Annotated in this window: 20 protein-coding genes, 1 tRNA gene and 1 other RNA gene; 4 read left to right on the forward strand and 18 right to left on the reverse strand. The window is 42.2% G+C overall.

The features are described 5' to 3' along the window. From MK409_RS03990 to MK409_RS04025, 8 genes are all read right to left on the reverse strand, one after another. Positions 1–936, reverse strand: a complete 936-nt coding sequence (locus tag MK409_RS03990) for a serine hydrolase domain-containing protein (protein WP_268705414.1) — start codon at positions 934–936, stop codon at positions 1–3. Continuing rightward, positions 933–1,658, reverse strand: coding sequence for a CppA N-terminal domain-containing protein (locus tag MK409_RS03995; protein ID WP_268705415.1), 726 nt, complete (start codon positions 1,656–1,658; stop codon positions 933–935). The genes MK409_RS03990 and MK409_RS03995 overlap by 4 nt, the downstream gene beginning before the upstream one ends. A 110-nt stretch (positions 1,659–1,768) precedes the next feature. Continuing rightward, entirely contained in the window at positions 1,769–2,638 is an 870-nt protein-coding gene (gla, locus tag MK409_RS04000; RefSeq protein WP_268705416.1) for an aquaglyceroporin Gla, read from the reverse strand. 157 nt (positions 2,639–2,795) lie between these two features. Beyond that, positions 2,796–3,962, reverse strand: a complete 1,167-nt coding sequence (locus MK409_RS04005) for an ATP-grasp domain-containing protein (protein WP_268705417.1) — start codon at positions 3,960–3,962, stop codon at positions 2,796–2,798. Between the two features lie 12 nt (positions 3,963–3,974). Beyond that, entirely contained in the window at positions 3,975–4,715 is a 741-nt protein-coding gene (locus MK409_RS04010) for an esterase family protein (protein WP_268705418.1), read from the reverse strand. A gap of 20 nt (positions 4,716–4,735) precedes the next feature. After that, positions 4,736–5,560, reverse strand: coding sequence for an alpha/beta hydrolase (locus tag MK409_RS04015; RefSeq protein ID WP_268705419.1), 825 nt, complete (start codon positions 5,558–5,560; stop codon positions 4,736–4,738). Between the two features lie 136 nt (positions 5,561–5,696). After that, complete coding sequence (gene thiI / locus MK409_RS04020; protein WP_268705420.1) at positions 5,697–6,911, reverse strand: tRNA uracil 4-sulfurtransferase ThiI; 1,215 nt, start codon at positions 6,909–6,911, stop codon at positions 5,697–5,699. An 8-nt stretch (positions 6,912–6,919) separates the two neighbouring features. Next, positions 6,920–8,062, reverse strand: a complete 1,143-nt coding sequence (locus MK409_RS04025) for a cysteine desulfurase family protein (protein ID WP_268705421.1) — start codon at positions 8,060–8,062, stop codon at positions 6,920–6,922. A gap of 137 nt (positions 8,063–8,199) precedes the next feature. Between MK409_RS04025 and MK409_RS04030 the strand changes: the two genes are divergently transcribed. Then, complete coding sequence (locus tag MK409_RS04030) at positions 8,200–8,628, forward strand: DUF6556 family protein (protein WP_268705422.1); 429 nt, start codon at positions 8,200–8,202, stop codon at positions 8,626–8,628. Between the two features lie 43 nt (positions 8,629–8,671). Here the strand turns inward: MK409_RS04030 and MK409_RS04035 are convergent, their stop codons facing one another. From MK409_RS04035 to MK409_RS04050, 4 genes are all read right to left on the reverse strand, one after another. Further along, a complete protein-coding gene (locus tag MK409_RS04035) occupies positions 8,672–10,978 on the reverse strand; it encodes a DNA translocase FtsK (RefSeq protein ID WP_326845907.1) in 2,307 nt (768 codons plus the stop codon). An 86-nt stretch (positions 10,979–11,064) separates the two neighbouring features. Beyond that, positions 11,065–13,017, reverse strand: coding sequence for a fructose-specific PTS transporter subunit EIIC (locus tag MK409_RS04040; protein WP_268705424.1), 1,953 nt, complete (start codon positions 13,015–13,017; stop codon positions 11,065–11,067). Continuing rightward, positions 13,014–13,925, reverse strand: a complete 912-nt coding sequence (gene pfkB, locus MK409_RS04045) for a 1-phosphofructokinase (protein WP_070527933.1) — start codon at positions 13,923–13,925, stop codon at positions 13,014–13,016. The genes MK409_RS04040 and pfkB overlap by 4 nt, the downstream gene beginning before the upstream one ends. After that, a complete protein-coding gene (locus MK409_RS04050; RefSeq protein ID WP_000920654.1) occupies positions 13,922–14,662 on the reverse strand; it encodes a DeoR/GlpR family DNA-binding transcription regulator in 741 nt (246 codons plus the stop codon). The genes pfkB and MK409_RS04050 overlap by 4 nt, the downstream gene beginning before the upstream one ends. Before the next feature lie 161 nt (positions 14,663–14,823). Between MK409_RS04050 and MK409_RS04055 the strand changes: the two genes are divergently transcribed. Then, positions 14,824–14,911, forward strand: a tRNA-Ser gene (locus MK409_RS04055). A gap of 78 nt (positions 14,912–14,989) precedes the next feature. Here MK409_RS04055 and MK409_RS04060 read toward each other — a convergent pair. The 5 genes from MK409_RS04060 to MK409_RS04080 form a co-directional block, all read right to left on the reverse strand. Beyond that, positions 14,990–16,324, reverse strand: coding sequence for an Nramp family divalent metal transporter (locus tag MK409_RS04060; RefSeq protein WP_000094601.1), 1,335 nt, complete (start codon positions 16,322–16,324; stop codon positions 14,990–14,992). A gap of 326 nt (positions 16,325–16,650) precedes the next feature. Beyond that, positions 16,651–16,998, reverse strand: a transfer-messenger RNA (tmRNA) gene (gene ssrA / locus MK409_RS04065). A 58-nt stretch (positions 16,999–17,056) separates the two neighbouring features. Then, on the reverse strand, positions 17,057–17,692 hold the full coding sequence (locus tag MK409_RS04070) for an SGNH/GDSL hydrolase family protein (protein ID WP_268705425.1): 636 nt from the start codon (positions 17,690–17,692) through the stop codon (positions 17,057–17,059). Position 17,693: 1 nt separating this feature from the next. Continuing rightward, complete coding sequence (locus MK409_RS04075) at positions 17,694–18,521, reverse strand: Cof-type HAD-IIB family hydrolase (protein WP_268705426.1); 828 nt, start codon at positions 18,519–18,521, stop codon at positions 17,694–17,696. 23 nt (positions 18,522–18,544) lie between these two features. Continuing rightward, a complete protein-coding gene (locus MK409_RS04080) occupies positions 18,545–19,864 on the reverse strand; it encodes a CapA family protein (protein ID WP_268705427.1) in 1,320 nt (439 codons plus the stop codon). Between the two features lie 155 nt (positions 19,865–20,019). On the opposite strand from MK409_RS04080, the gene def reads away from it, so the two are divergent. Further along, a complete protein-coding gene (gene def / locus MK409_RS04085) occupies positions 20,020–20,631 on the forward strand; it encodes a peptide deformylase (RefSeq protein ID WP_045616898.1) in 612 nt (203 codons plus the stop codon). Between the two features lie 44 nt (positions 20,632–20,675). Then, entirely contained in the window at positions 20,676–21,404 is a 729-nt protein-coding gene (rlmB, locus tag MK409_RS04090) for a 23S rRNA (guanosine(2251)-2'-O)-methyltransferase RlmB (RefSeq protein ID WP_000855729.1), read from the forward strand. 235 nt (positions 21,405–21,639) lie between these two features. Here rlmB and trxB read toward each other — a convergent pair whose 3' ends face one another. Then, on the reverse strand, positions 21,640–22,551 hold the full coding sequence (trxB, locus tag MK409_RS04095) for a thioredoxin-disulfide reductase (RefSeq protein WP_268705428.1): 912 nt from the start codon (positions 22,549–22,551) through the stop codon (positions 21,640–21,642). Positions 22,552–22,564: the final 13 nt, after the last annotated feature.

Consider the following 22,564-nt stretch of genomic DNA (forward strand, 5'->3'; position numbering starts at 1 on the left):
CTACTCTTCTTGGCGAATCATTTCCATGACTTGGTTTCGATCGATTATCCACTGGGCACGTTCATCCTTTTCATACGTTCGATTGGATAAAAAGATGGCGACTTCCTGTTTCTTTCGATTCCACATGATGAAGGTACCTGTATAGCCCGTATGGTCAAGCCAGTCTCCTTCCAGATTCCAAGCTAGCGAACGCTCTTTATCCTCTAAGGGAGAGTAATTTCGACTTAGGTTTTCAGCAAAATCATCTTTCAAGTAATGTTCCAGAAAGATTTGCAAATCCTTAACAGTTGAAAATAAACCAGCACTCCCAGCATGTTTGCCCAAAAGACGAGCTTTGGGATCGTGGATACTACCTGCCGCTACTCCTCTAACTGTTGGTACAGCAATCTCAACGGGACCAAACATTGTTTCCTTCATGCCCCATGGTTCCAAAACTTGTTCTTCTATAATCTGATCCAAGTCTTGGTTAAAGATTTTTTCCAAAAGAAAGCCTAGGAGTAAAAAGTGAACATCCGAGTATAGAAAAGCAGTTTTACTACGTCTATTCAGATAAAACATAGCCTCTCTTAATTCCTCAGAACTCAACTGATCCCTATTGGGAATAAAGGGATCCAGATCTGTCGCGTGGGTCAAGAGTTGACGAATAGTGATATCTGGGTAATCACATTCAGATAAAAAGTCCGCCACTGGTCGATCAATGTCTAGTTTCCCCTGTTGCCACAAGAAGGTCAAGACTGTCCCGACTCCCACAACCTTACTCACACTGGCTAAGTCATAGACTAGCCCTGACTCTGTTTTCAAACCTTTCTCAGGATCACTCAAGCCTAGGTAGGATTCTCTCCATTCTCCATCCTTAAAATACGCAAAAGAGGCCCCGGGATAGACCCCTGCCTCGATTTGATCTTCTATTTTTTTTAGAATTTTTGTCCACTTCATGCTTCTTCAAACCATAATTCGATGTTATTGGTATCTTTACCAAGGAAGAATTTCTCAGACTTTGGAATAAAATAGTCTGTGCCCTCAAATTTCTGACGAAGACTAGTCAACTCTAGATTCTTTACCAAAAATTTCAGCATAGACAAGTCCCAGGTAACATTGTTTTCAACAGCCAAATCTGGACCTTTCTCTTGAGTAAAGGTAATGGCATTAGTTGCCACTTCTGAAGCAAGTAAACTCTCCCTGTCCTCAGGGAGACGGAGCTCGACGGAAACCTCAAATTGACTCAAGTATTTTATACTTTTATTTGAATAAAATTCCGGAATCGTATCTAGCGGAACTAAGTCTTCAATATGATTTTCTGCATGAACAAGGATCAAATCCTGTTCAGGAGAAACAATCTCAAAAGCATAACCACAGCTTCCTTTAAATAGGCGAGGAAGGGACTTCATCTGTGAAAGAATGCCCTCGATTTCAGAAGGATTCTCAACTTTTACCACGAGTCTAGCAAGTTTCTTAAGCCCTTCAACTCTGCGAGTTCGCATGCTCGGAGCTTCTTCTAAAATCAATCTCTCCGTACCTGTCTGATCTCCCAAGGAGAGAAAGGCAGACTCTTCTAACAAGGGTTTCATCCCTAGGGTTTCAATGTAAAATTTTTCATTTAATTTTCGGTTATTAACTTTCACAGTCGGAATGATCCGAACTATCTCATTCACACTCATAAATTCCTCCAACTCTTTTATTTTAAAGGATTTTCGAATATTTTACAAGCCATATCTGTTTTATTTAAAAATTTTATAGCAAAAAAACTGGGTTCCCCCAGTTTCTTTTATTATAGATAAAGTAGTTTGAATACTGCTACTGCTGCAATAGCCGCTGCAATTGGAGCTACAACTGGTACCCATGCATACCACCATTTTGAATCACCCTTGTGTTGACCAAGAACTGATTTTGGAAGGAGTTCGTGAAGAAGACGTGGTCCAAAGTCACGAGCTGGGTTCAAAGCAGGCCCAGAAGGTCCACCGAGTGAAGTTACCAAGGCCATCACTAGGAAACCAAGTGCCAAGTGCGCAACTGAGATCCCAGCAGCTGTATGAGGTGCTACTTGAGCTTTCACTGCCATTTCAGTTAAATCAACTGTTTGACCAGCCTGAGTAGCCATTTGTTTCATGTATTGAAGAACCTCAGCACCAAAGAAGTTTTTAGTCAAACCAAGTGCTGCAAAGAAAAGAACAAATGAACCTACAAATTCATTTAGGAAACCATTAACAGTAGCTGCAAAACGTGATTCTTTTGTTCCATGGTCCAAACTTGAGATAGTTGAGAAAGTTCCCAAGATGTTGTTTGGATTTTCTGTTTTCAAATAGTAAGGACGGTGAGTCGCTACAACCATAGCTTGACCAAAGATTGCTCCCAAAACTTGTGCTAGGATGTAAAATGGAACTTGATCCCAAGAGAAAAGACCACTAACTGCAAGTCCAAGAGTGAAAGCTGGGTTGATGTGGTTTCCTGATACATTACCAAACATCAAGGCTGGGATCATAACCCCCATACCGTAACCAACCGCGATAACGAGCCAGCCACTTTGGTGACCTTTCGTACCTTTAAGTTCAACGTTAGCAACTGCACCATTACCAAGAATGATCAAAATAGCAGTTCCCAAGAATTCTGTGGCATATTTAATAGCCCATGTAAAATCCATTTGATAGATTCTCCTTCAATTTTTTTAGACAATCCTTATTCTATCAATTTTTAGGCCTTTTAGCAACAGATTTTCTAAAAGAATCTCTGGAAAACGCTTTATTTAACTTATCTTTAAGAAAAGGACAAAAGGAGTCAAACTCCTTTCATCCTTTTCATCAGTCTTGACGTTGACCAAAGTCTGCAATCATCTGCTCCATCTCTTGACGGCTTGGAGTTGTCAGCATATAAAGGTAATCCCCTTGTAGTTCTGCAAAAGTCGCTGGCATGATTTTTTTGACCTTGAATTGTTGGCTATATTTGACAAGCAAGTCTTCTTCTGAATAGACATAGTTGACATTGGCACGACGTGAAGTTGCCAAGCAATACTGGGGCTCAAACTCTGATCTTGGAAACTCTTCTCCTGCGACAATAGCCGCATAGCCACGATAAAGATCCAAGGAATGAGCAAAGTTATAAACATCTATGGTAAAACCACCTGCAGGACGATTATTGTACTCGATGGCAATGTAGTCGTCCCCGTCACGGAAGAACTCGATATGGAAAAAGCGTTCTCTCATTCCAAATTCCTTGACAATGGCCTCACCATACTTGCGCAGTTTGGGATCCATATCCTTGAGGACATAGTAGGAATTGTCCATCTTATAAATCATCAAATCAAGTGGTGTATAGGCGTAGTCAAAGGTTGTTGAGAAGACAATTTTTCCATCTTTGTCCACTAGTCCATCAAACGTACAGATTTCACTGGAAGTGACAAATTTCTCAAAGAAATAAACGGTTGAATGGTTCCATGTTTGCTTGAAGTGATTTATATCTTCTTCTGTTTCAAGCTTAAAGGTTGCTGCCGCTCCCACTCCATTATCCGGTTTGGCAATCATTGGTAAACCAATCGCCTCGACTGCTTGGTCTACATCTGCTTCTGTCTGGATAACAGCGCCTGGTACAACAGGTACGCCTGCCTTCTGGAAGAGTTTCTTCATCTCAGACTTAAACTTGGTTTTTTTAAGATCTTCGGGTTTGGCACCAAAGACATTGAATTGTTCTCTGAGTGTTGCGTCCAGCTCAAGCCAGTATTCATTGTGGGACTCGATACGATCAATTGGACCATGCTTGTAGAAAAGAAAGGCTACAGCACGTTTGACTTCATCTCTATTTTCAAGATTGTCCACACGGAAATACTCGGTAAGGCTATTGCGCAAAGGCTCATCCAGTTGTTCGTAGGGTTCTTGACCAATTCCCAAGACTATGATGCCTTTATTAGCTAACTCGATTGTAAACTGTTGGAAGTTTTGCGGATAATAGGGAGAAATAACAAGGTAATTCATAGGCAACTCCTTTTATAGATACAAGTGTCCAAGAAAATAAGGCATTTGTTTACGCCACCATTCCCAGTCGTGGGCGACATCGTGCCCCCATTCAGCAAACCAGGCTGGAATTTGTTTCTGGTCAAAGGCTTCTTTGAGCTTGTAGAAAGATGGTAGACCGTCTTGTTCCCAAGCACCTAGGCCCGTACAGACGACGATTTCTGCCTGACGGTAACGATCGATAAACCATCCGTCGTTTTGATTCCAGATATAATCGACTGGAGAGTTTTGGTAAATGGCATCGTCATTGTAGTAATCTCCAACGAAGAAGCGAGCATCATAAACACCGCTGAGAGCAATCACCTTGGTAAAGACATCTGGATGCTGGAGGAAGAAATTGAGTGCATGGTAGGCTCCCATCGAACACCCCGTCGTCATCATGCCATCAAACCAACCTGTCTTGTGCTTGATAAAAGGAATCGCTTCCTCAATCACATAGCGTTCGTAAGATCGATGCATCTCCGCTTGGTCATGACTATTTTTCCAAGTAGCCAGCCAGCTCTCACTATCCACACTAGATAGGGTAAAGAATTGAACACGGCCTTCCTCGATAAAGGAAGCACAGGCATCAATCATTCCAAAATCATAGTATTCATTGTGACTGCCACCAGATGAAGCAAAAACCACAACTGGAATCCCAGCGTGTCCATAACGGTTGAGGTACATTTCACGGTTGAGGTGGCCACTCCAGTGGCTAAGGTTTTCAATATGCATTGGCTTTCTCCTTTCCTAACTTACCATTTCTCTGCAAAAAATCGGAGACAGTCTGGTAAATTTTCTGACCAAGGAATCTCACTATGGATGGCACCAGACTGAACTTTCAAAACAAGATTATCCAAGTGTATTCCACCTGCAATCAAATCGTGGTAATAGCGAAGCGATGAGTCGATATAGGCTTGCTTGATATTGCCAGCCATCAGAGTCTTGTCCGTATCATCCGCTTCTTCCGTTCCAACATAGATAAAAATGCGCTGTTCATGCGACAATTTCTTGCGCTCGATATAGCGGTTGAAGGCTTCTTGGTGAAGCCAGTTAGCAGATGAGAAGACACCTAGACAACCAATTCGATCTTGGTACTCTAGTCCGATAAACTGGGTAATATTGCCTCCTAGAGAAGAACCAATCATAGCCGTATGCTGCCGATCAGCTTTAGTACGGTAGGTCTCATCAATAAAAGGCTTGACCACCTCCATGACAAACTCGGCATACTCCACACCCTTACCGCCAAACTGCTGGCCTGGGATAGGAGATTCTTGAAACTTCCAAGCTGCGTATTCATGCATCCGCCCCAAACCATCATTGTCAATGGCTACAACAATCATGCGACTGATATCAGGGTTTCGCTTAATGGCTGGAATAATCTTCCAAGAGTGTCCGATATAGGACTCCTTGCTGTAAAAGACATTTTGCCCATCATGAAAGTAAACAACAGGGTAAAAACGGTCGGTATCTTTCTCATAATCCTTTGGCAGAAGAACACGCACACGACGCTCCTTTCCTGTATAAGGAACCTTGAGTTTGTGTTCTTTCATTTTTAAATAAAAGTAGGAATGATTCATTGTCAGAAAACTCTCTATATTCAAAATTTTATCTCATTATACCATAAAAATAGAAAAAAAGTCAGTAATTGTCCATTCTAAGGATAAATAACTAACTTTTTTCATTTAATATTCTAAATTCTTCTGGTTTTTCTGATTAGAGGAGATTATCAATTAACTCATCGACAGCGTCTTTTTCAGCTTGAGGTGTGATCTTAGTGATCATAATCCCTGCCACTGCTCGCTCAACCAAGCCTTCAACATCCATGCGTTTTTCATACTGCTCTGCATTCTCTATCTTAGGATTAGTCTTAGGACGATCAGGCGCAAAAATAGTACAGCAGTCCTCAAAAGGCTGAATTGAAATTTCAAAGGTATCGATTTCCTGCGCGATGTCAATGATTTCCAACTTGTCCATCGTAACCACGGGACGAATGATTGGAGTGCTAGTCACAGCGTTGATAGTCTGCATGCTTTCCAAGGTCTGGCTGGCTACTTGACCAAGACTTTCCCCATTGATGATAACCAAACCATTTCGTACCTCACGGATACGGTCGGTAATGCGCATCATAAAACGACGGGTCAAGGTCATGAGGTAGGCTTCTGGCGCCTTAGCCTTGATTTCCTCTTGAATCTCTGTGAAAGGTACTTCGATAAACTGGATATTTCCACCAAACTTGGTCAATTTTCGAGTCAAATCGTGGGCTTTCTTGAGGGCACCAGGACTAGTGTATGGCGGACTGGCAAAGTGAACCGCCTCAATATCTACACCACGTTTAAGAGCTAAATAACCAGCTACAGGTGAGTCAATCCCTCCTGACAACATGAGCATGCCTTTACCAGAACTTCCCACAGGTAATCCTCCTGCTCCACGAAAAGTTTCATAGGAAAGATAGGCAGCTTCCTCACGAATCTCCACCTGAAGATTGATATCAGGATTTTTCATTTGAGCTTGGACATTTGGAACAGCTTCGAATACAGCTCCACCAAGTGTTTGGTTGAGTTCACGACTGTCGAGTTCAAAGTTGTGGTCGCTGCGTTTACTAGAAATCTTAAAGGTCATGCCTTCCTTGTAGATAGCTTTCATAATCTCTTGGACAGAAGACTTCAGAACTTCTACAGATTTTTCAACTTTATATACTGGAGAAAAATTTTGAATTCCAAAGACTTGTTTGAGAGATTCTGCTACTGCTGTGTAGTCGGCTCCATTGAGGTAAGCGTGGGCACGGTCGCGGTCAGCAGTTACCTTAACTTGGGGATAGATGGACAAAATGTCCGAAATATTATTGCGAAGTTTATTGATGAAACGCATGCGGTTTTTGCCCTTGGTTGACAACTCTCCGTAACGAATCATAATTTCTGAATACTGCATAAATGCTCCTATCTTACTTTTCTAGTTTGATTGTAAATTAATTTTAGCTTGGTCAAGAACTGCTCAACCTGACTCATATCATTTTCCAGATCTAGGCTTAGACGCACAGCTGACTGGGCCTTATCCTTGTCCACTCCCATGGCAATCAAGGTACCTGCAGGTTTTCCTGCCTTGGACGAACAAGCCGAGGTTGTAGAAATGAAAATGTCATAGTCTTCAAATGCGTGAACGATGACTTCTCCACGAACACCCTTAATCCCAAAAGTCAGGATATGAGGGGTAAAGTCTTTCTCATCTGAAAAGACAAAAATATCTGGATAATCCAGAAGGGCTTGACGAATGACTGCCTTCATCTGCCCAGTCTTACTAGCAAAGATAGCTAACTTTTCCATAGACAAACGAAGAGCCTTGGCTGTTGCGGCAATCCCTGCTACATTTTCAGTTGTCGAACGATAGTCTCCCTCTTGACCACCACCAGTCAACAGAGGCGTAATCTTCTTGCCAGACTTGATATAAACAAAGCCAACACCTCTGACACCGTGGAATTTATGACTCGAGAAGGTGGCAAAATCCACTCTATCAGTCAGATACTTTTCAGTTGGAATTTTAGCGAGTGCTTGAACTGCATCAACGTGAAAGGAAATGGTTGGTTTATCAGCTAAAAGTTCTGAGATAGCTTCAATGGGCTGGATAGAGCCGATTTCATTGTTAACTGCCATGATGGAAACGAGGGTCGTATCAGGTTGTATCAAACTTGCTAAGGCCTCAACATCCACAAATCCTTTCTCATCAACTGGGGCAATATCCACCTCAAAACCTTGACCTTTGAGCCAGAGGGCTGACTCCTTGACTGCTGGGTGCTCAATAGCTGATACGATGATGTGCTTACCAAACTGGGCTTTTTCAAAGGCCACACCCTTGATGACCCAGTTATCCCCTTCTGTTCCACCAGAGGTAAAGTAGATTTCATCACTTTTCTTGCCAATCAAATCTGCAATTTGCTGCCGGGAAGCATCTAAAATTCGTGTTGCCTGGTCTCCCAAACAATGGAGACTAGACGGATTTCCTACAATTTTTGAAGCAACCTGCATATAGGTCTCTAGAGCTTCAGGATAAGGCTTAGTTGTCGCCGAATTGTCAAAGTAGATCATGTTTTCTCACGCTTTCTAAAATCACTCCTTCTATTGTATCACGAAAAGAGACCTTCGACAAGAAAGGTAGTTTTCTCTTTTTTTAAGATTTTTTTAAAGAAATAAGGTATAATAAATCATAATCAAAGGAGAGTATCATGTCTAATTATCGTAGAACTTCTAATAAATCAAAAACTGAACACATCAAAAAGGGATTTACTGTCTTTCAAAAAACGATTGCTACTATCGGTAGTATCCTTGGTCTCATCACCGCTACTATCACCATCATGAACGCCATGGATAATAACAAAAACAACAAAAAAGAACCGACGACAACCCAAACAACTGTTGTCAAGGAAATTCAAAAGGAATCCCCTCAGGAAAATACTACACCTAACAAGGACAACACTTCTACTAAAGAAAAGACTCCGCAAGAAGAAACTTCCCAATCCAACAAGAAAGAGGAGAAAAAAGAAGAACAGAAAACAACAACTCAGGACTCTTCTACACCTGCTACAAATAAAGAAACAAGCGATAACGGTACACAGTCAAATACGACAAATACAGAAACTAAAACGAACCAGTAATCACTAAAATAGCTTCCTTCCAGATTTGGAAAGAAGCTATTTTTTATTGTTGCAATACTTTGCGTGGTTTGGTTCCTTCAGCTGGACCGATGACACCTGCCATTTCAAGTTCTTCCATCAGGCGGGTCGCACGGTTAAATCCAACCGACAAACGACGCTGAATCATAGAAGCGCTGGCTTTCTGCGTCTCGATAACCAGAGCCTTGGCTTCCTCAAAGAGCGGATCGCCACCAGCTTCACCATCAGAGAAATCTCCCTCATTATCTGGAACGTCTCCTGGGTCAAAGCTATCATCGTAGTCCGCATCTGCCTGAGCCTTGATGAAGTTTACGATACGTTCGACATCATCATCTGAGATAAAGGATCCTTGTAGACGGACTGGGTGATTTTCATCAATTGGTTTAAAGAGCATATCTCCTCGACCGAGCAGCTTTTCAGCCCCATTTTCATCCAAGATAGTTCGCGAATCTGTTCCCGATGAAACTGCAAATGCTACTCGTGATGGAACATTGGCCTTGATGAGACCAGAGATGACATCAACCGATGGACGTTGCGTTGCGAGAATCATGTGAATCCCTGCAGCACGTGCCTTCTGTCCGAGGCGGATGATAGCATCTTCCACTTCCTTGCTGGCCACCATCATAAGGTCAGCCAACTCGTCCACAATAACAACAATCAAAGGCAGCGGCACTTGTTTGTACTCAGATTGGCTATTGAATTCCTCGACCTTGGCATTGTAACCAGCGATATTTCTCACACCAACCTTAGCAAAGAGTTCATAACGGTTTTCCATCTCATCCACAACCTTTTGCAGAGCCTTGCTGGCCTTGCGTGGATTGGTCACAACTGGAATCAAGAGATGAGGAATGTCATTGTAAACCGATAACTCAACCATCTTTGGATCCACCATCATAAACTTGACCTGGTCGGGTCTTGCTTTCATCAGAATGCTGGCGATAATACCGTTAACTGCGACTGACTTCCCTGATCCCGTCGAACCTGCAACGAGTAGGTGGGGCATCTTGGAAAGGTCAAAGGTGCGAGCAGTTCCATTGACAGCCTTACCTAGAGGAATTTCGAGGAGATTTTCTGGTTTAGTTTGAGACTGTTCCCAGAGTTCACGGAAGGAAACGGTCGCAATCTCAGAGTTGGGTACTTCAATTCCGACTAAGGATTTACCAGGGATCGGAGCCTCAATCCGAACATCCTTGGCCGCCAGAGCCAGCGCTAAGTCGTCTGCCAGATTGGAAATACGGTTAACCCGTACACCAACTGCTGGCTTGACTTCATACTTGGTTACTGAAGGTCCAATTTCAGCTCGTTCCACCGTCACCTTGATACCAAAGCTGGCAAAGGTTTCTTCTAGGATTTTGATATTTTCCCGAACAATCTTCTTTTCCTTGGATTGGTCTTTGGGTTTATCTGGCGCAAAGAGTTGCAAGCTTGGCAGCTTGTATTCGAGGGCTTCCTTGGCAGAAAAATCAACCTGTACCTCTTCATCCTCAAAATCTTCTTCCCTATCTGGAACGTCAAAATCAGTTTGAGGGAGGATAATCTCCGGTTCGATCCATTCTTCCTCAGGAATTGGTGGGAAATCGTAGTCTGGTACTTCAGATAAGATTTCTCCCGTTTCAGGATCTACAGGAGGAAGCGGTAATGCATCCTGCTCTTCTTGTTCTCTCTGAATTCTTGCTGCTTCTTCAGCTTCTTGACGAGCCTTCTCTTCTTCTCTCTTGATGAAGCGTTCCTGTTTTCTCTGTTCCTGTTTTTCCATGAAAGATCTGAACTGAGTTCCAATAAAGGCTGCAACATCGTAAATAGACCAAGGACTAACCAAGAGTGCCCCAACTAGAATCAAAAGAACTCCAATAAAGTACGACCCGATATTTGAGAAAAGAAAGGCTATGGGAATATAAAGTCCGACACCAAGCAAGCCTCCACCAGCGAAGCTAGTCACCCGCATACCAGTCAGGTCCGTCATAACTTGAGACAGGGTCCCTTTTAGAACTGATTGCTCCAAACCATATTTCCAAACCAAGTAGGCCTCAAAAATCAAGAGCAAGCCAGCGAAGATACAGAGAAATCCTGATAGAAGTCCCTCTTGCTTGCGGATCCATTTAAAAAGAAAAAGATAGATGAGGAGACCACCTATGGCCACATAGGCCAAACTTCCAACCACCAGTCGAATGAGATTGTAAAGTGTGACACCTGCTGCACCGAGTTTAAGGGCTGCAATAATCAACAATAAGGCAATTCCTAAGGAAATCAACATCCTCTGGATAGCCTGTTTTCTTTCGAGTTCTGCTTTAGACGGTCTCCGTCTTGTTTTTGTAGTATTCTTGTTTGCCATTCTTCTATTATACCATATTTCACAGCCATTTCGAATAGAGAAAAAGATTGCACCAAATGGTAACAATCTTTCTATTCTAATATTTTTTATGCTTGTGGTTTGCGTAGGTAACCATAAACCACACCACTTACAATTGCTCCAATCAAGACAAAGACAAGGTAAAGAAGAGCATTTGAAGTAAGGGCGATGACGAAGATGCCTCCGTGTGGTGCCATGAGTTTGATTCCTGCAAGACCAACGAGACCACCTGCTACTGCTGATCCAAGAACGAAGCTTGGGATCGCACGAGCTGGGTCAGCGGCACCAAATGGGATTGCTCCTTCAGTGATGAATGACAAGCCCATGATGATGTTTGTCAAACCAGAGTTGCGTTCTTCCTTAGTAAATTTGTCTTTAAAGAGAAGAGTTGCGACAAAGATGGCAAGTGGTGGCACCATTCCTCCAGCCATAACTGCTGCCATGGCTACAGAACCACCTGAAGAAACAGTCGCTGCAAGCGTACCTGTACCAAAGACATAAGCAGCTTTGTTGACTGGTCCACCCATGTCAACAGCCATCATGCCTCCAAGAACGATACCAAGAAGGACAGCTGAACCTCCTCCAAGACCGCCTAGGAAGTCATTCATAGCAGTGTTGATTGCTGCCATTGGAATATTGACAGCCAACATAACAAATCCTGTCAAGATTGTTCCGAAAAGCGGTAGGATAAGGATAGATTTAGCACCTTCAAGTGAACGAGGAACTTTAACGTATTTCTTGATAACAAGAACCAAGGCACCTGCGATAAATCCACCAACAAGGGCACCTAGGAAACCGGATGAGACACCTGCAAGAGTTGAAGTTGCTTCTCCTCCTGCGGCATAAGGGATTTTACCAAAGGCAAAACCTTCTTTGGCAATTGCACCAGCCACAAAACCAGCTACCAAACCTGGTTTTTCAGCGATAGAGTAGGCAACATAACCTGCAAAGACTGGGAGCATCAATCCAAAGGCTGCACCACCAATTTTCATGAACATGGAAGCTAGTTCATGGTAAGAACCAAGATTGCCAAGTTTTTCATTTGGAACACCCAAAGCGCCGTCAATCAAGAAGGCAAGGGCAATCATGATACCACCGCCAATAACAAATGGCAACATTTGAGATACACCACTCATCAAGTGTTTGTAGAAGGCACCACCAAGGCTTTGTTTTTCGTTAGAGGCTGTTGCAGCTTTTGCACCATTAGCGGCACGGTAGACTTCCGCTTCTCCTGAAAGAGCCAAGTTAATCAATTCTTCTGTTTTACGGATACCGTCAGCAACTGGACGATTGATCAATGGTTTGCCATCGAAACGATCCATCTCAACCGCCTTGTCTGCAGCTATGATAACAGCTTTAGCCTTGCGGATGTCCTCAGCAGTTAGTTGGTTTCCAACACCGCTAGCACCGTTGGTTTCAACCTTGATTCCAACACCCATTTCAGCAGCCACTTTTTGAAGGGCTTCTTGAGCCATGTAAGTGTGGGCAATACCTGTTGTACAAGCTGTAACAGCAACGATAAAGTCACCAGAGTCATTGGTAGGTGCTTGAACTGGCTCCTCAGCTTTTTCTGAAGCTTGGTTAAAAAGTTCGATAACTTGGTCAGCTGATGTTGCTTGACGAAGTTTATCAGCAAAGCCATCTTTCATCAAGTATTGAGACAATTCTGCCAAGGCTGCCAAGTGAGTATCATTGGCGCCTTCTGGAGCAGCAATCATGAAGAAGAGGTCAGTTGGTTGTCCATCTAAACTTTCATAGTCAACACCCTTGTTTGATTTAGCAAAGAGAACAGTCGCTTCTTTTACAGCAGCATTTTTGCTGTGAGGCATTGCGATTCCATCACCCAGACCAGTAGAAGTGAGAGCTTCACGCGCCAAAATTCCTTCTTTAAATGTTTCAAAATCTGTTACATAACCGTGGTCTGTCAAACTTTTAATCATCTCGTCGATGACAGCTGTTTTTTCAGTTGCCTGCAAATCCAGCAACATGACATCTTTTCTCAATAGGTCTTGAATTTTCATCGTTTTTCTACCTCAACTTTTTCATATGTTTCTTTAATAAATTCTGCCGTTGCCAAGTCATCTGAGAATGTCGTTGCTGTTCCACAAGCAACTCCCCATTTGAAGGATTCTACTACATCTTTAGATTTGACAAATTCACCTGTAAATCCAGCAACCATAGAGTCACCAGCTCCAACTGAATTTTTGACTGTTCCCTTGATAGGTTTGGCGAAGTAAGCTCCCTCAGATGTGACAAGAAGGGCACCATCACCAGCCATAGAGATAATCACATTTTGAGCACCTTTAGCTAGGAGTTCTCGAGCGTATTTCTCAATTTCATCTAAACTTTCGAGTTTCACTCCAAAAATCGCTCCAAGCTCGTGATTATTTGGTTTGACCAAAAGTGGCTGGTAGTCCAAACTATCAATCAAGGTCTGTCCTTCAAAGTCACAAACCACTTGCGCACCAGTCTGCCGCGTCAAGGCAATCAAATCCTTGTAGATGACATTTCCTAGGTTTTTAGCACTCGAACCCGCAAACACAACCGTATCATCTGCTGTCAGACTAGATAAAATAGCTTTCAATTCTTCTAACTGGGCTGGTTCGACATTTGGACCCGTTCCGTTGATTTCTGTCTCTTGGTCTGCTTTGATTTTAACATTGATACGAGTATCTTCTGCCACTTGGACAAAACGTGTCTCGATTGCTTCATCAGCCAAAGTATCTGTGATAAATTTACCAGTAAAACCTCCGATAAATCCAGTCGCTGTATTTGGAATATCCAAGCGTTTCAAGACACGACTGACATTGATTCCTTTCCCTCCAGCAAACTTATCATCACTATCCATTCGATTGACACTACCGACTTGGACTTGGTCCAAACGAACGATATAGTCAATGGATGGATTGAGTGTGACTGTATAAATCATACTTCTATTACCTCCGTTTTCTCCTTAATAGCCTGCAAGAGCTCATGCCCTTGACTTGTGATAACAATAGCTCGTTTGAGTGGTGCTACCTTGGCAAAGCAAGTTTGTCCAATTTTTGACGAATCAACCAAGACATAGGTCTGTTTGGCATTCTCTAAAATAGCGCGCTTCACAGCACCCTCTTCCATATCAGGAGTTGTATAATAGCCATCGTCCACACCATTCATCCCGATAAAGGCACGATCAAAGTGCAATTGGTTAATCTGGTTAAGAGCAACGCCCCCGATGCTAGCATCTGTTGCCATCTTGACACTTCCTCCAACCATGACAGTTGGAATCTGCTTTTCAACCAACTGTGCGGCATGGTGAATCGAGTTGGTCACGACTGTAACATTCTTATTGACCAATTCATGAATCAAAAAAGCAGTTGTTGTTCCAGCATCGATAAAGATGACATCTTGTTCCTTGATGAGAGAGGCTGCTTTCTGAGCCAGCAACTTCTTCTCTTGAAGGTTTTTGACAGATTTTTCTTGAATGGTTTCTTCTTCCTGCAAAGAGTGAGGCAATTCTGCTCCACCATGTACGCGACGAAGCTTGTTTTCCGCTTCCAACTCATCCAAATCTCTTCGAACCGTTGATTCTGAGGTCTCTAGCAAACTAACTAATTTTTCTAGAGAAACTACATGATGTTGATTTAACTCCTCTAAAATCAGTTGCTTCCGCTCTGTTTTTAACACCGAATCACCTCCTGTTATCGTTTACACTATTCATTCTATCACACTTTATTTAAAAATCAAGCATTTTTTATCATTTTCTTTCAAAATCTATCATTTTCCTTATTTCTAGAATTTTTATTGCAAGATAAGGGCCTTTATGGTAGACTATTTGAGTAAGTATTGGAAGATTACTCAAGAGGCTTAAGAGGCCGTGTTGGAAACGCGGTAGGCGTGTAACAGCGTGCGTGGGTTCGAATCCCATGTCTTCCGTTTATTTTAAAAAAGATACCCAAGAAATCTTGGGTATCTTTTTTCTTATATGCTTGTTTTATAACTCGGGTGAATTTCTTAGAAAATATCAAATAACAATTTCACATTGAGAATTGTTAAGATAATGGAAACGATATAGCCAAGGATGGTATTCCATTTGGCATTGGTAAATTCTCCCATCAGTGATTTCTTAGAAGTTAGATAAATCAGTGGGAAGATTGAAAATGGAAGAGCAATCGAAAGAAAGACTTGTGAATAAACCAATAACTGATCTAATGTTTTTTCCTGATGACCAAACAGAACCGCTACAATCATGACAGGCAACAAGGCAAAGAGACGAGTTGCCAAACGAATGAACCATTGAGGTAATCTCATATGCAAGAAACCTTCCATAACGATTTGTCCAGTCAAGGTACCCGTAATTGTCGAATTTTGACCACTGGCTAATAAAGCCAAGGCAAACAAGGTTGATAAGGTCGAGCTAGCTATAGCTCCTGCAATAGTAGAATCCTGCAAGGCATTATACATTTGAGAGAAGGCAGAAATCTCAGATGCATGGCCGAAAAAGAGAGCCGCCCCGAGAATTAATAGAAGGGAGTTAACCACAAAGGCCAAGGATAATTGGAGATTTGAATCCCAGGTCATAAAGCGCACGGCTTTTCGAACATCATTCTTGTCCTTGTGATTGATTTTCCGAGTTTGTGACAAGGAAGAATGCAAATAGAGGTTATGGGGCATAACCGTTGCTCCCACGATCCCTAGTGCCAAGGTTAATTGACTTTCATGCCCTGGCAAGGGACTTTCAAATAAGGTTGCATTCGGTAGATAACCCTCAACGATTCCTTGGAAGCTTGGATGTGACAAAGCTACCAGATAGGTAAAAATTGCTAGAATGGTTAAAATCAGTGTTGTCACAATAGCTTCAATCTTCTTAAAGCCAAATTTCATCAGAAGCAATAAGAGAAAAACATCCAACACGGTCAAGAGAATTGCTATCATAATCGGAATCTTAAAGAGAAGATTGAGAGCAATCGCTGAACCTAGAACTTCTGCCAGATCTGTCGCCATCAAGGCTAATTCTAAAATCACCCATAGACTATAACGAAGCCATTTAGGTGAATGATGAGCCGTTGCTTGAGCCAGGTCCATCTGGGTTACAATACCAAGCTTTCCTGCCATCTGCTGAAGTTGCATGGCAATGAGAGATGAAATCAAGATAACAAACAAGAGACTATACTTATAGGAAGCACCACCGACTACACTGGTAATCCAGTTTCCTGGATCCATATAACCAACTGCGACAAGAGCACCCGGACCTAAAAAGGCATTTAAATTTTGCCAGAAATGATTGTTATTTGGAGTATCGATAGATTGATTAATCTCAGAGAGTGACACTTTTTTATGAGAAGACATAGATACTTACCTCTTTCTAAACCTACTTTTTCATTATTTTCTATTAGAGAAAAATAAGATTGACTTTAAACTATTAAAACAATGAAAACTATATGAAAAACATTTAGTTTTTTCATTATTTTTCTTAAGGCACCTTAATTATAACAGAAAATATGATAAAAACTTAAGAAAATTCAGGACTTGATTTAATATTTAGGATACAGCAAAACGTTGTATCCTTTGTTGTATCCTTTTTTTGAAAAAGAATGCTAAACAATAAAAAAGATAAAAATAAAAACGCTGATTTATCAACGTTTTAGAAAGGTTTGCAAAAGAATGCAAAATATCAATGGAGCCGGTGGGAGTCGAACCCACGTCCAAACACCTGCCAACATATTTTTCTACAACCATAGGTTATGTATTGTTTTAACAGCTCCTCGACACATAACTCAAGCCTAGAAACTGCGAGTCTATTAATCTCTTATCAAACCACTAGACAAGGCTTGATCGTATCTCGCTAATCATAAGACCTGTCATTGAACACGAGCAATCCAAATCAGGTCACGCCTGCTGGTTTTTAGGCAGCTAGAGCGTAAGAAGTGTTATTTTTTGCAGTTATATTTAACTGAGCGTTTACGTCGCCACACGGGTTGCAAAATATGCCTCATAATGCCTGTCGAATCCGTAACGACCCCAGGATGTTAGAACTATTATAACCTATCTTCATAAAAATTGCAAAATCAAGCCAATTCTTTAGAAAAGATACGTTTTCAAAGCATCTGATAAGGCTTGATAACCAGCTACACTTAGATGGAGACCATCCGTTGTATAGGCTGATTGAAGTTGCCCTTCTGAATCTGTCAAACTATCATAAATTGGTAGAAAATCTACTTGCATATAGGCGGAAGCTAGAGCCTCATAGGCTTGATTCCATTCTCTGATCTTTTCATTGGTACGAATATATACTGTCTGCTTGTATTCTTCTCCTTCATTGACTGGCAGAATAGAAACAAGCTTTATTTGTGACAGCGGATAATCTCGGTTAAGCGATTGAATCACACCTTCAAGATTATCCAAGGCTTCATTCATGGGAATATCTTTTCCGATATCGTTTGTCCCAATTAAGAGAACAATTTGATCGACAGCATCACCATAAAGATGGGCATCAAGATTGTCTAGTAGAAGCCCCGTCTGGTAACCTCGGATGCCTCGATTAACAATCGTCTTGGCAGTTCCGAGTAACTCTTGCAAAGGGTAGTATTCTACAATCGAATCGCCGATAAAAATCATATCTGGTTCTAAAAGAGAAATCTGATTGAGTTCACGATACTTGGTTTGAATTTTTGCTTGCTCTTTTAGGAGCCAATTTTCTAATAACTGTACTGCCACCTTATCCCTCTTTCTCTAACCAATTTTCTAGAACCTGATAAACGCCTCCTTGGCTGTTAGCTGGAGCTAGGGCAGTTGCAACTGCCTTGGCCTCATCATCAGCATTTTCCATAGCATAGGCAATTCCAGCCATCTCCAACATCTCAACATCATTTTCGCTATCACCAAAAGCCAAGATTTGTTCCGATGTCAAATCCCAGCGCTTGAGTAATTCTTCCAATCCCCAAGCCTTGTGAACACCAGCTTGCAGGATATCGATACAGCCATAACCGCTAGAAACAGCTCTTACACGACCATCAAAGAGGTCATTGATTTCCTGCAAAACTGGATTAGAACGTTCCTCTCCAACGACCATGCTCATCTTTAGCACTCCACCAAAGAGGTCAGCTTGTAACTCTTCCACAAAATTGGTCCTTTGGTAAAGTTTTTCAATCATCTCTGGAGTCATAAATTTTTCCAGGTCTGTAAAAACCGTTCCTTCCTTGACAAAACTCCCGTTCATACTAGTGACGACGAACTGATCTCGACACTCCCTCCCTTTAAAATGAAGGAGAGCCTTGTCAACCATAGCATCATCCCAGGTCTGAGCTTGAAGTAATGTATCATACTCAAATATCCGAGCACCGTTAGCAACAACCAGGACTACTCGACTCGCCAAGTGTTCTAATAATTGCCTCATCCGGTGGACTTCATTCCCCGTCGCAATGACAAAACGGATACCTCGTTCATCTAATTGGTCTAAAATCTTTTCTAAACGTGGCAAATCCAATTGCCCTCTTGGATCCAGCAAAGTTCCATCCATATCCGTTGCAATTAATTTAATCGTCATCTCGTCTCCTTTAGGGCGAGTACCTACCACTTCAACCCTACATGTTCATTCATTTCTTTATAGGCTGTGTCAATTCTTTCCTTGGTCGCCTCATCCAACTTGTCACGGTGACTGCCCCCCTCGATGAAGTCCTCTAGGATATAGGTCTGATAGAGGAAGAGCGGATAGCCTTCTAGGGAGTAAGTCCCTTTGGGTGTCCGATTAACCCAAGTAGGATGCGCTTTGGCGGTTTCAATCCTTGTCTTTCCATCTTTTTTCTTAATGGTCACATCCATAAGAACACCGCGCTCTGTCCACTTGGCATTTCCCTCGTCTTGCATGGTTTCAATGCGCTGGTTTGAAAGGAAATTTCCCATGGAATAGATAATCAGTTTTTTGTCACCATCTTTTTCAACCGTTTCGGCAGGTTCAACGACGTGAGGATGCCCTCCAAAGATAATATCAGCTCCCCAGTCAATCATCTTGTGGTACAGTGTCTTTTGTTCTTCCGTTGGTTCCAACTGGTACTCAATTCCCATCTGAGGCATAACAACAGTGATATCCGCTTCTTTCTCGGCACGCTCGATTTCCGCCTTCATCTTTTCTTCGTCTAAGTCAGAAAGATAGCGATTATAGTCCTCTTGGGAAATAGATTGTTCAATGCCATTAAAGCCATAGGAATAAGCCAAGAGAGCTACCTTGATACCATTGACTTCCTTGATGACTATAGGGGCTTGGTCACGGGATTCATGTGTGTAAACTCCGATAGGTGTCATTCCTGCATTTTCAATAGCTTGAGCCGTTGAGACCACTCCCTCTATCTGAGAATCTAGGATGTGATTGTGGGCCAAGTCTAGAACTTGATAGCCTGCATCCTTGATCGCATCCATCACCTCACCAGGTGCATTAAAAAGAGGATAACCTGCCAAATAGTGGTCCTTGTTCACAGTTCCTTCAAAGTCACCAATCACCAAGTCCGCTTGCTTGAGCCAAGGCTTGACATACTCAAAATTTTCATGAAAATCATAAGTCCCATCTTCTTTTAGAGCTGTTCGGTAGATAGGGATATGATAAAGAAGATCACCGTTTGCCATGATACGGGCTGTCTTTTCGTCAGAATCATTTTCCTTGGATTGACCAGATGTACTTGTAGAATCAAGAGTTTGACTACTAGGACTCGTTCCCTTGTTGCCTTGTACTGCTCGAACTAACAAGTTCCCTCCCATGGACAAGGCAACTGCAAGTAGCAAGACCGTAATAAACTGGGCATTGGTCCAGGATTTATAATTCTGAAAGAAACCAATACTAGTCTTCAACAATCCATCAATAGGTCCATGAGACCGTCTATCTTGTCGCTTTTCCATCTTTATTCCCCCTTGCTTTTTGGTGCAAGTCTTTTCTTTTATTATACCACAGACAAAAGGGGAATAGCGTTTATTATATTATTTTTTAGGAACTTCTGCGACTTTCTTTCTCGCCTATTTTGTGTTATCATGTAGATGTAATGAAAGGAGAGAAAATGTCTGCTATAGAACGTATTACAAAAGCTGCTCATTTGATTGATATGAATGATATTATCCGTGAGGGAAACCCTACTCTACGCGCAGTTGCTGAGGAAGTCACTTTTCCATTGAGTGATCAAGATATCATTCTTGGCGAAAAAATGATGCAATTCCTCAAGCATTCTCAGGATCCTGTTATGGCTGAGAAAATGGGACTTCGTGGTGGTGTTGGACTTGCTGCTCCCCAGCTGGATATCTCAAAACGTATTATTGCTGTTTTAGTGCCAAATATTGTGGAAGAAGGTGAAACTCCAGAGGAAGCCTACGATTTACAAGCCATTATGTACAATCCAAAAATCGTATCCCACTCTGTTCAGGATGCTGCCCTTGGCGAAGGAGAAGGTTGCCTATCTGTTGACCGTAACGTACCAGGCTATGTTGTCCGCCATGCCCGTGTCACTGTTGATTACTTTGACAAGGACGGTGAAAAACACCGTATCAAACTTAAAGGATACAACTCCATCGTTGTCCAACATGAAATTGACCACATCAACGGAATCATGTTCTACGATCGTATCAATGAAAAAGATCCATTTGCTGTTAAAGATGGTTTACTGATTCTGGAATAAAGAAAATCCCGTTGCAAGACGGGGTTTTGTGTTATAATAGAGGCATGAAAACAAATGATATTGTCTATGGCGTCCATGCCGTTACTGAAGCACTCCTTGCAAACACTGGAAACAAACTCTACCTCCAAGAAGATCTAAGGGGTAAGAATGTTGAGAAAGTCAAGGAACTGGCTGCTGAGAAAAAAGTCTCCATCTCTTGGACCTCAAAAAAATCCCTCTCTGAAATGACCGAAGGTGCTGTCCATCAAGGATTTGTCCTTCGAGTTTCCGAATTTGCCTATAGCGAGCTAGATCACATTCTTGCCAAAACCCGTCAAGAAGAAAATCCTTTGCTATTGATTCTAGACGGGTTAACTGATCCTCACAACTTAGGTTCTATCTTGAGAACTGCTGACGCGACCAATGTTTCAGGAGTCATTATCCCCAAACACCGCGCTGTCGGTGTAACTCCTGTTGTTGCCAAAACGGCCACAGGTGCTATTGAGCACGTACCGATTGCCCGAGTGACCAACCTCAGTCAAACCTTAGATAAACTCAAGGATGAAGGCTTCTGGACCTTCGGAACAGATATGAATGGTACCCCTTGCCACAAATGGAATACAAAAGGGAAAATCGCCCTCATCATCGGAAATGAAGGAAAAGGAATCTCTAGCAATATCAAAAAACAGGTCGACGAAATGATTACCATTCCTATGAATGGGCATGTTCAAAGCCTCAATGCTAGTGTTGCCGCAGCCATTCTCATGTACGAAGTTTTCCGAAACCGACTATAAAAAAGTTTCCAATCACTTGATTGGAAACTTTTTTATGATTATACTCAATGAAAATCAAAAAGCAAACTAGGAAGCTAGCTGTAGACAGCTCAAAGCACTGCTTTGAGGTTGTAGATAAGACTGACGAAGTCAGCTCAAAACACTGTTTTGAGGTTGTGGATAGAACTGACGAAGTCAGTACCCATACCTACGGCAAGGCGACGTTGACTTGATTTGAAGAGATTTTCGAAGAGTATTAACTATGTTCGGTGATAAACTTGTAGGCTTCTTGACCTGCGATAGCCCCATCTCCAACTGCTGTTGTCACTTGGCGAAGATCTTTCTGGCGAACATCTCCAACCGCAAAGATACCTTCAACGGCAGTCTTCATGTGGTTATCTGTTACAATCCACCCCGCCTGGTCTTGGATATTCAAATCCTTAACAAAATCACTAACAGGGTCCAGTCCAACATAGATAAAGACACCTCCGAAGGCTTGCTCTGTCACTTGACCAGTTTTTACATTTTCAAATACAACTGACTCTACTCTGTTTTCACCCTTGATTTCCTTAACTACAGAGTCCCAGATAAAGTTGACTTTTTCATTAGCAAAGGCACTGTCTTGCAAAACCTTTTGGGCACGAAGTTGGTCGCGACGGTGAACAATAGTGACAGACTTGGCAAAGCGTGTCAAGAAGAGAGCTTCTTCTACCGCTGAATCTCCACCACCGACTACGAGCAAGTCTTGGTCACGGAAGAAAGCTCCATCACAGACCGCACAATAGGAAACGCCTCGGCTATTTAATTCTTCTTCTCCAGGAACATCTAAAAGACGGTGTTTAGAGCCAGTTGCCACGATGACAGTACGGGTTTCATAAACTTGGTCATCAGTGATTACCTTCTTATAGTCAGCATGATCTTCAATCTTTTCAACAAACCCATAAAGGTGCTCCACTCCAAGATTTTCAAGTGGTTCAAACATTTTTTCAGCCAATTCAGGTCCACTGATATTGGCATAACCTGGATAGTTTTCAATATCAGATGTGTTGTTCATTTGCCCGCCTGGCAGACCACCTTCAATCAAAGCCACTTTCAGATTACTTCGAGCAGCATATAAGGCAGCTGTCATTCCCGCAGGTCCAGCACCAATAATAATCGTATCGTACATTTCGATTCCTTCT

The organism is Streptococcus oralis (assembly GCF_026782375.1).
Taxonomy (GTDB): domain Bacteria; phylum Bacillota; class Bacilli; order Lactobacillales; family Streptococcaceae; genus Streptococcus; species Streptococcus oralis_CL.

Excerpts from the sequence above, each read along its gene's own strand:
- MK409_RS03990 (WP_268705414.1), bottom strand. The coding sequence starts at position 936 with ATGAAGTGGACAAAAATTCTAAAAAAAATAGAAGATCAAATCGAGGCA.
- MK409_RS03995 (WP_268705415.1), bottom strand. The coding sequence starts at position 1,658 with ATGAGTGTGAATGAGATAGTTCGGATCATTCCGACTGTGAAAGTTAAT.
- gla (WP_268705416.1), bottom strand. The coding sequence starts at position 2,638 with ATGGATTTTACATGGGCTATTAAATATGCCACAGAATTCTTGGGAACT.
- MK409_RS04005 (WP_268705417.1), bottom strand. The coding sequence starts at position 3,962 with ATGAATTACCTTGTTATTTCTCCCTATTATCCGCAAAACTTCCAACAG.
- MK409_RS04010 (WP_268705418.1), bottom strand. The coding sequence starts at position 4,715 with ATGCATATTGAAAACCTTAGCCACTGGAGTGGCCACCTCAACCGTGAA.
- MK409_RS04015 (WP_268705419.1), bottom strand. The coding sequence starts at position 5,560 with ATGAATCATTCCTACTTTTATTTAAAAATGAAAGAACACAAACTCAAG.
- thiI (WP_268705420.1), bottom strand. The coding sequence starts at position 6,911 with ATGCAGTATTCAGAAATTATGATTCGTTACGGAGAGTTGTCAACCAAG.
- MK409_RS04025 (WP_268705421.1), bottom strand. The coding sequence starts at position 8,062 with ATGATCTACTTTGACAATTCGGCGACAACTAAGCCTTATCCTGAAGCT.
- MK409_RS04030 (WP_268705422.1), top strand. The coding sequence starts at position 8,200 with ATGTCTAATTATCGTAGAACTTCTAATAAATCAAAAACTGAACACATC.
- MK409_RS04035 (WP_326845907.1), bottom strand. The coding sequence starts at position 10,978 with ATGGCAAACAAGAATACTACAAAAACAAGACGGAGACCGTCTAAAGCA.
- MK409_RS04040 (WP_268705424.1), bottom strand. The coding sequence starts at position 13,017 with ATGAAAATTCAAGACCTATTGAGAAAAGATGTCATGTTGCTGGATTTG.
- pfkB (WP_070527933.1), bottom strand. The coding sequence starts at position 13,925 with ATGATTTATACAGTCACACTCAATCCATCCATTGACTATATCGTTCGT.
- MK409_RS04060 (WP_000094601.1), bottom strand. The coding sequence starts at position 16,324 with ATGTCTTCTCATAAAAAAGTGTCACTCTCTGAGATTAATCAATCTATC.
- MK409_RS04075 (WP_268705426.1), bottom strand. The coding sequence starts at position 18,521 with ATGACGATTAAATTAATTGCAACGGATATGGATGGAACTTTGCTGGAT.
- MK409_RS04080 (WP_268705427.1), bottom strand. The coding sequence starts at position 19,864 with ATGGAAAAGCGACAAGATAGACGGTCTCATGGACCTATTGATGGATTG.
- def (WP_045616898.1), top strand. The coding sequence starts at position 20,020 with ATGTCTGCTATAGAACGTATTACAAAAGCTGCTCATTTGATTGATATG.
- rlmB (WP_000855729.1), top strand. The coding sequence starts at position 20,676 with ATGAAAACAAATGATATTGTCTATGGCGTCCATGCCGTTACTGAAGCA.
- trxB (WP_268705428.1), bottom strand. The coding sequence starts at position 22,551 with ATGTACGATACGATTATTATTGGTGCTGGACCTGCGGGAATGACAGCT.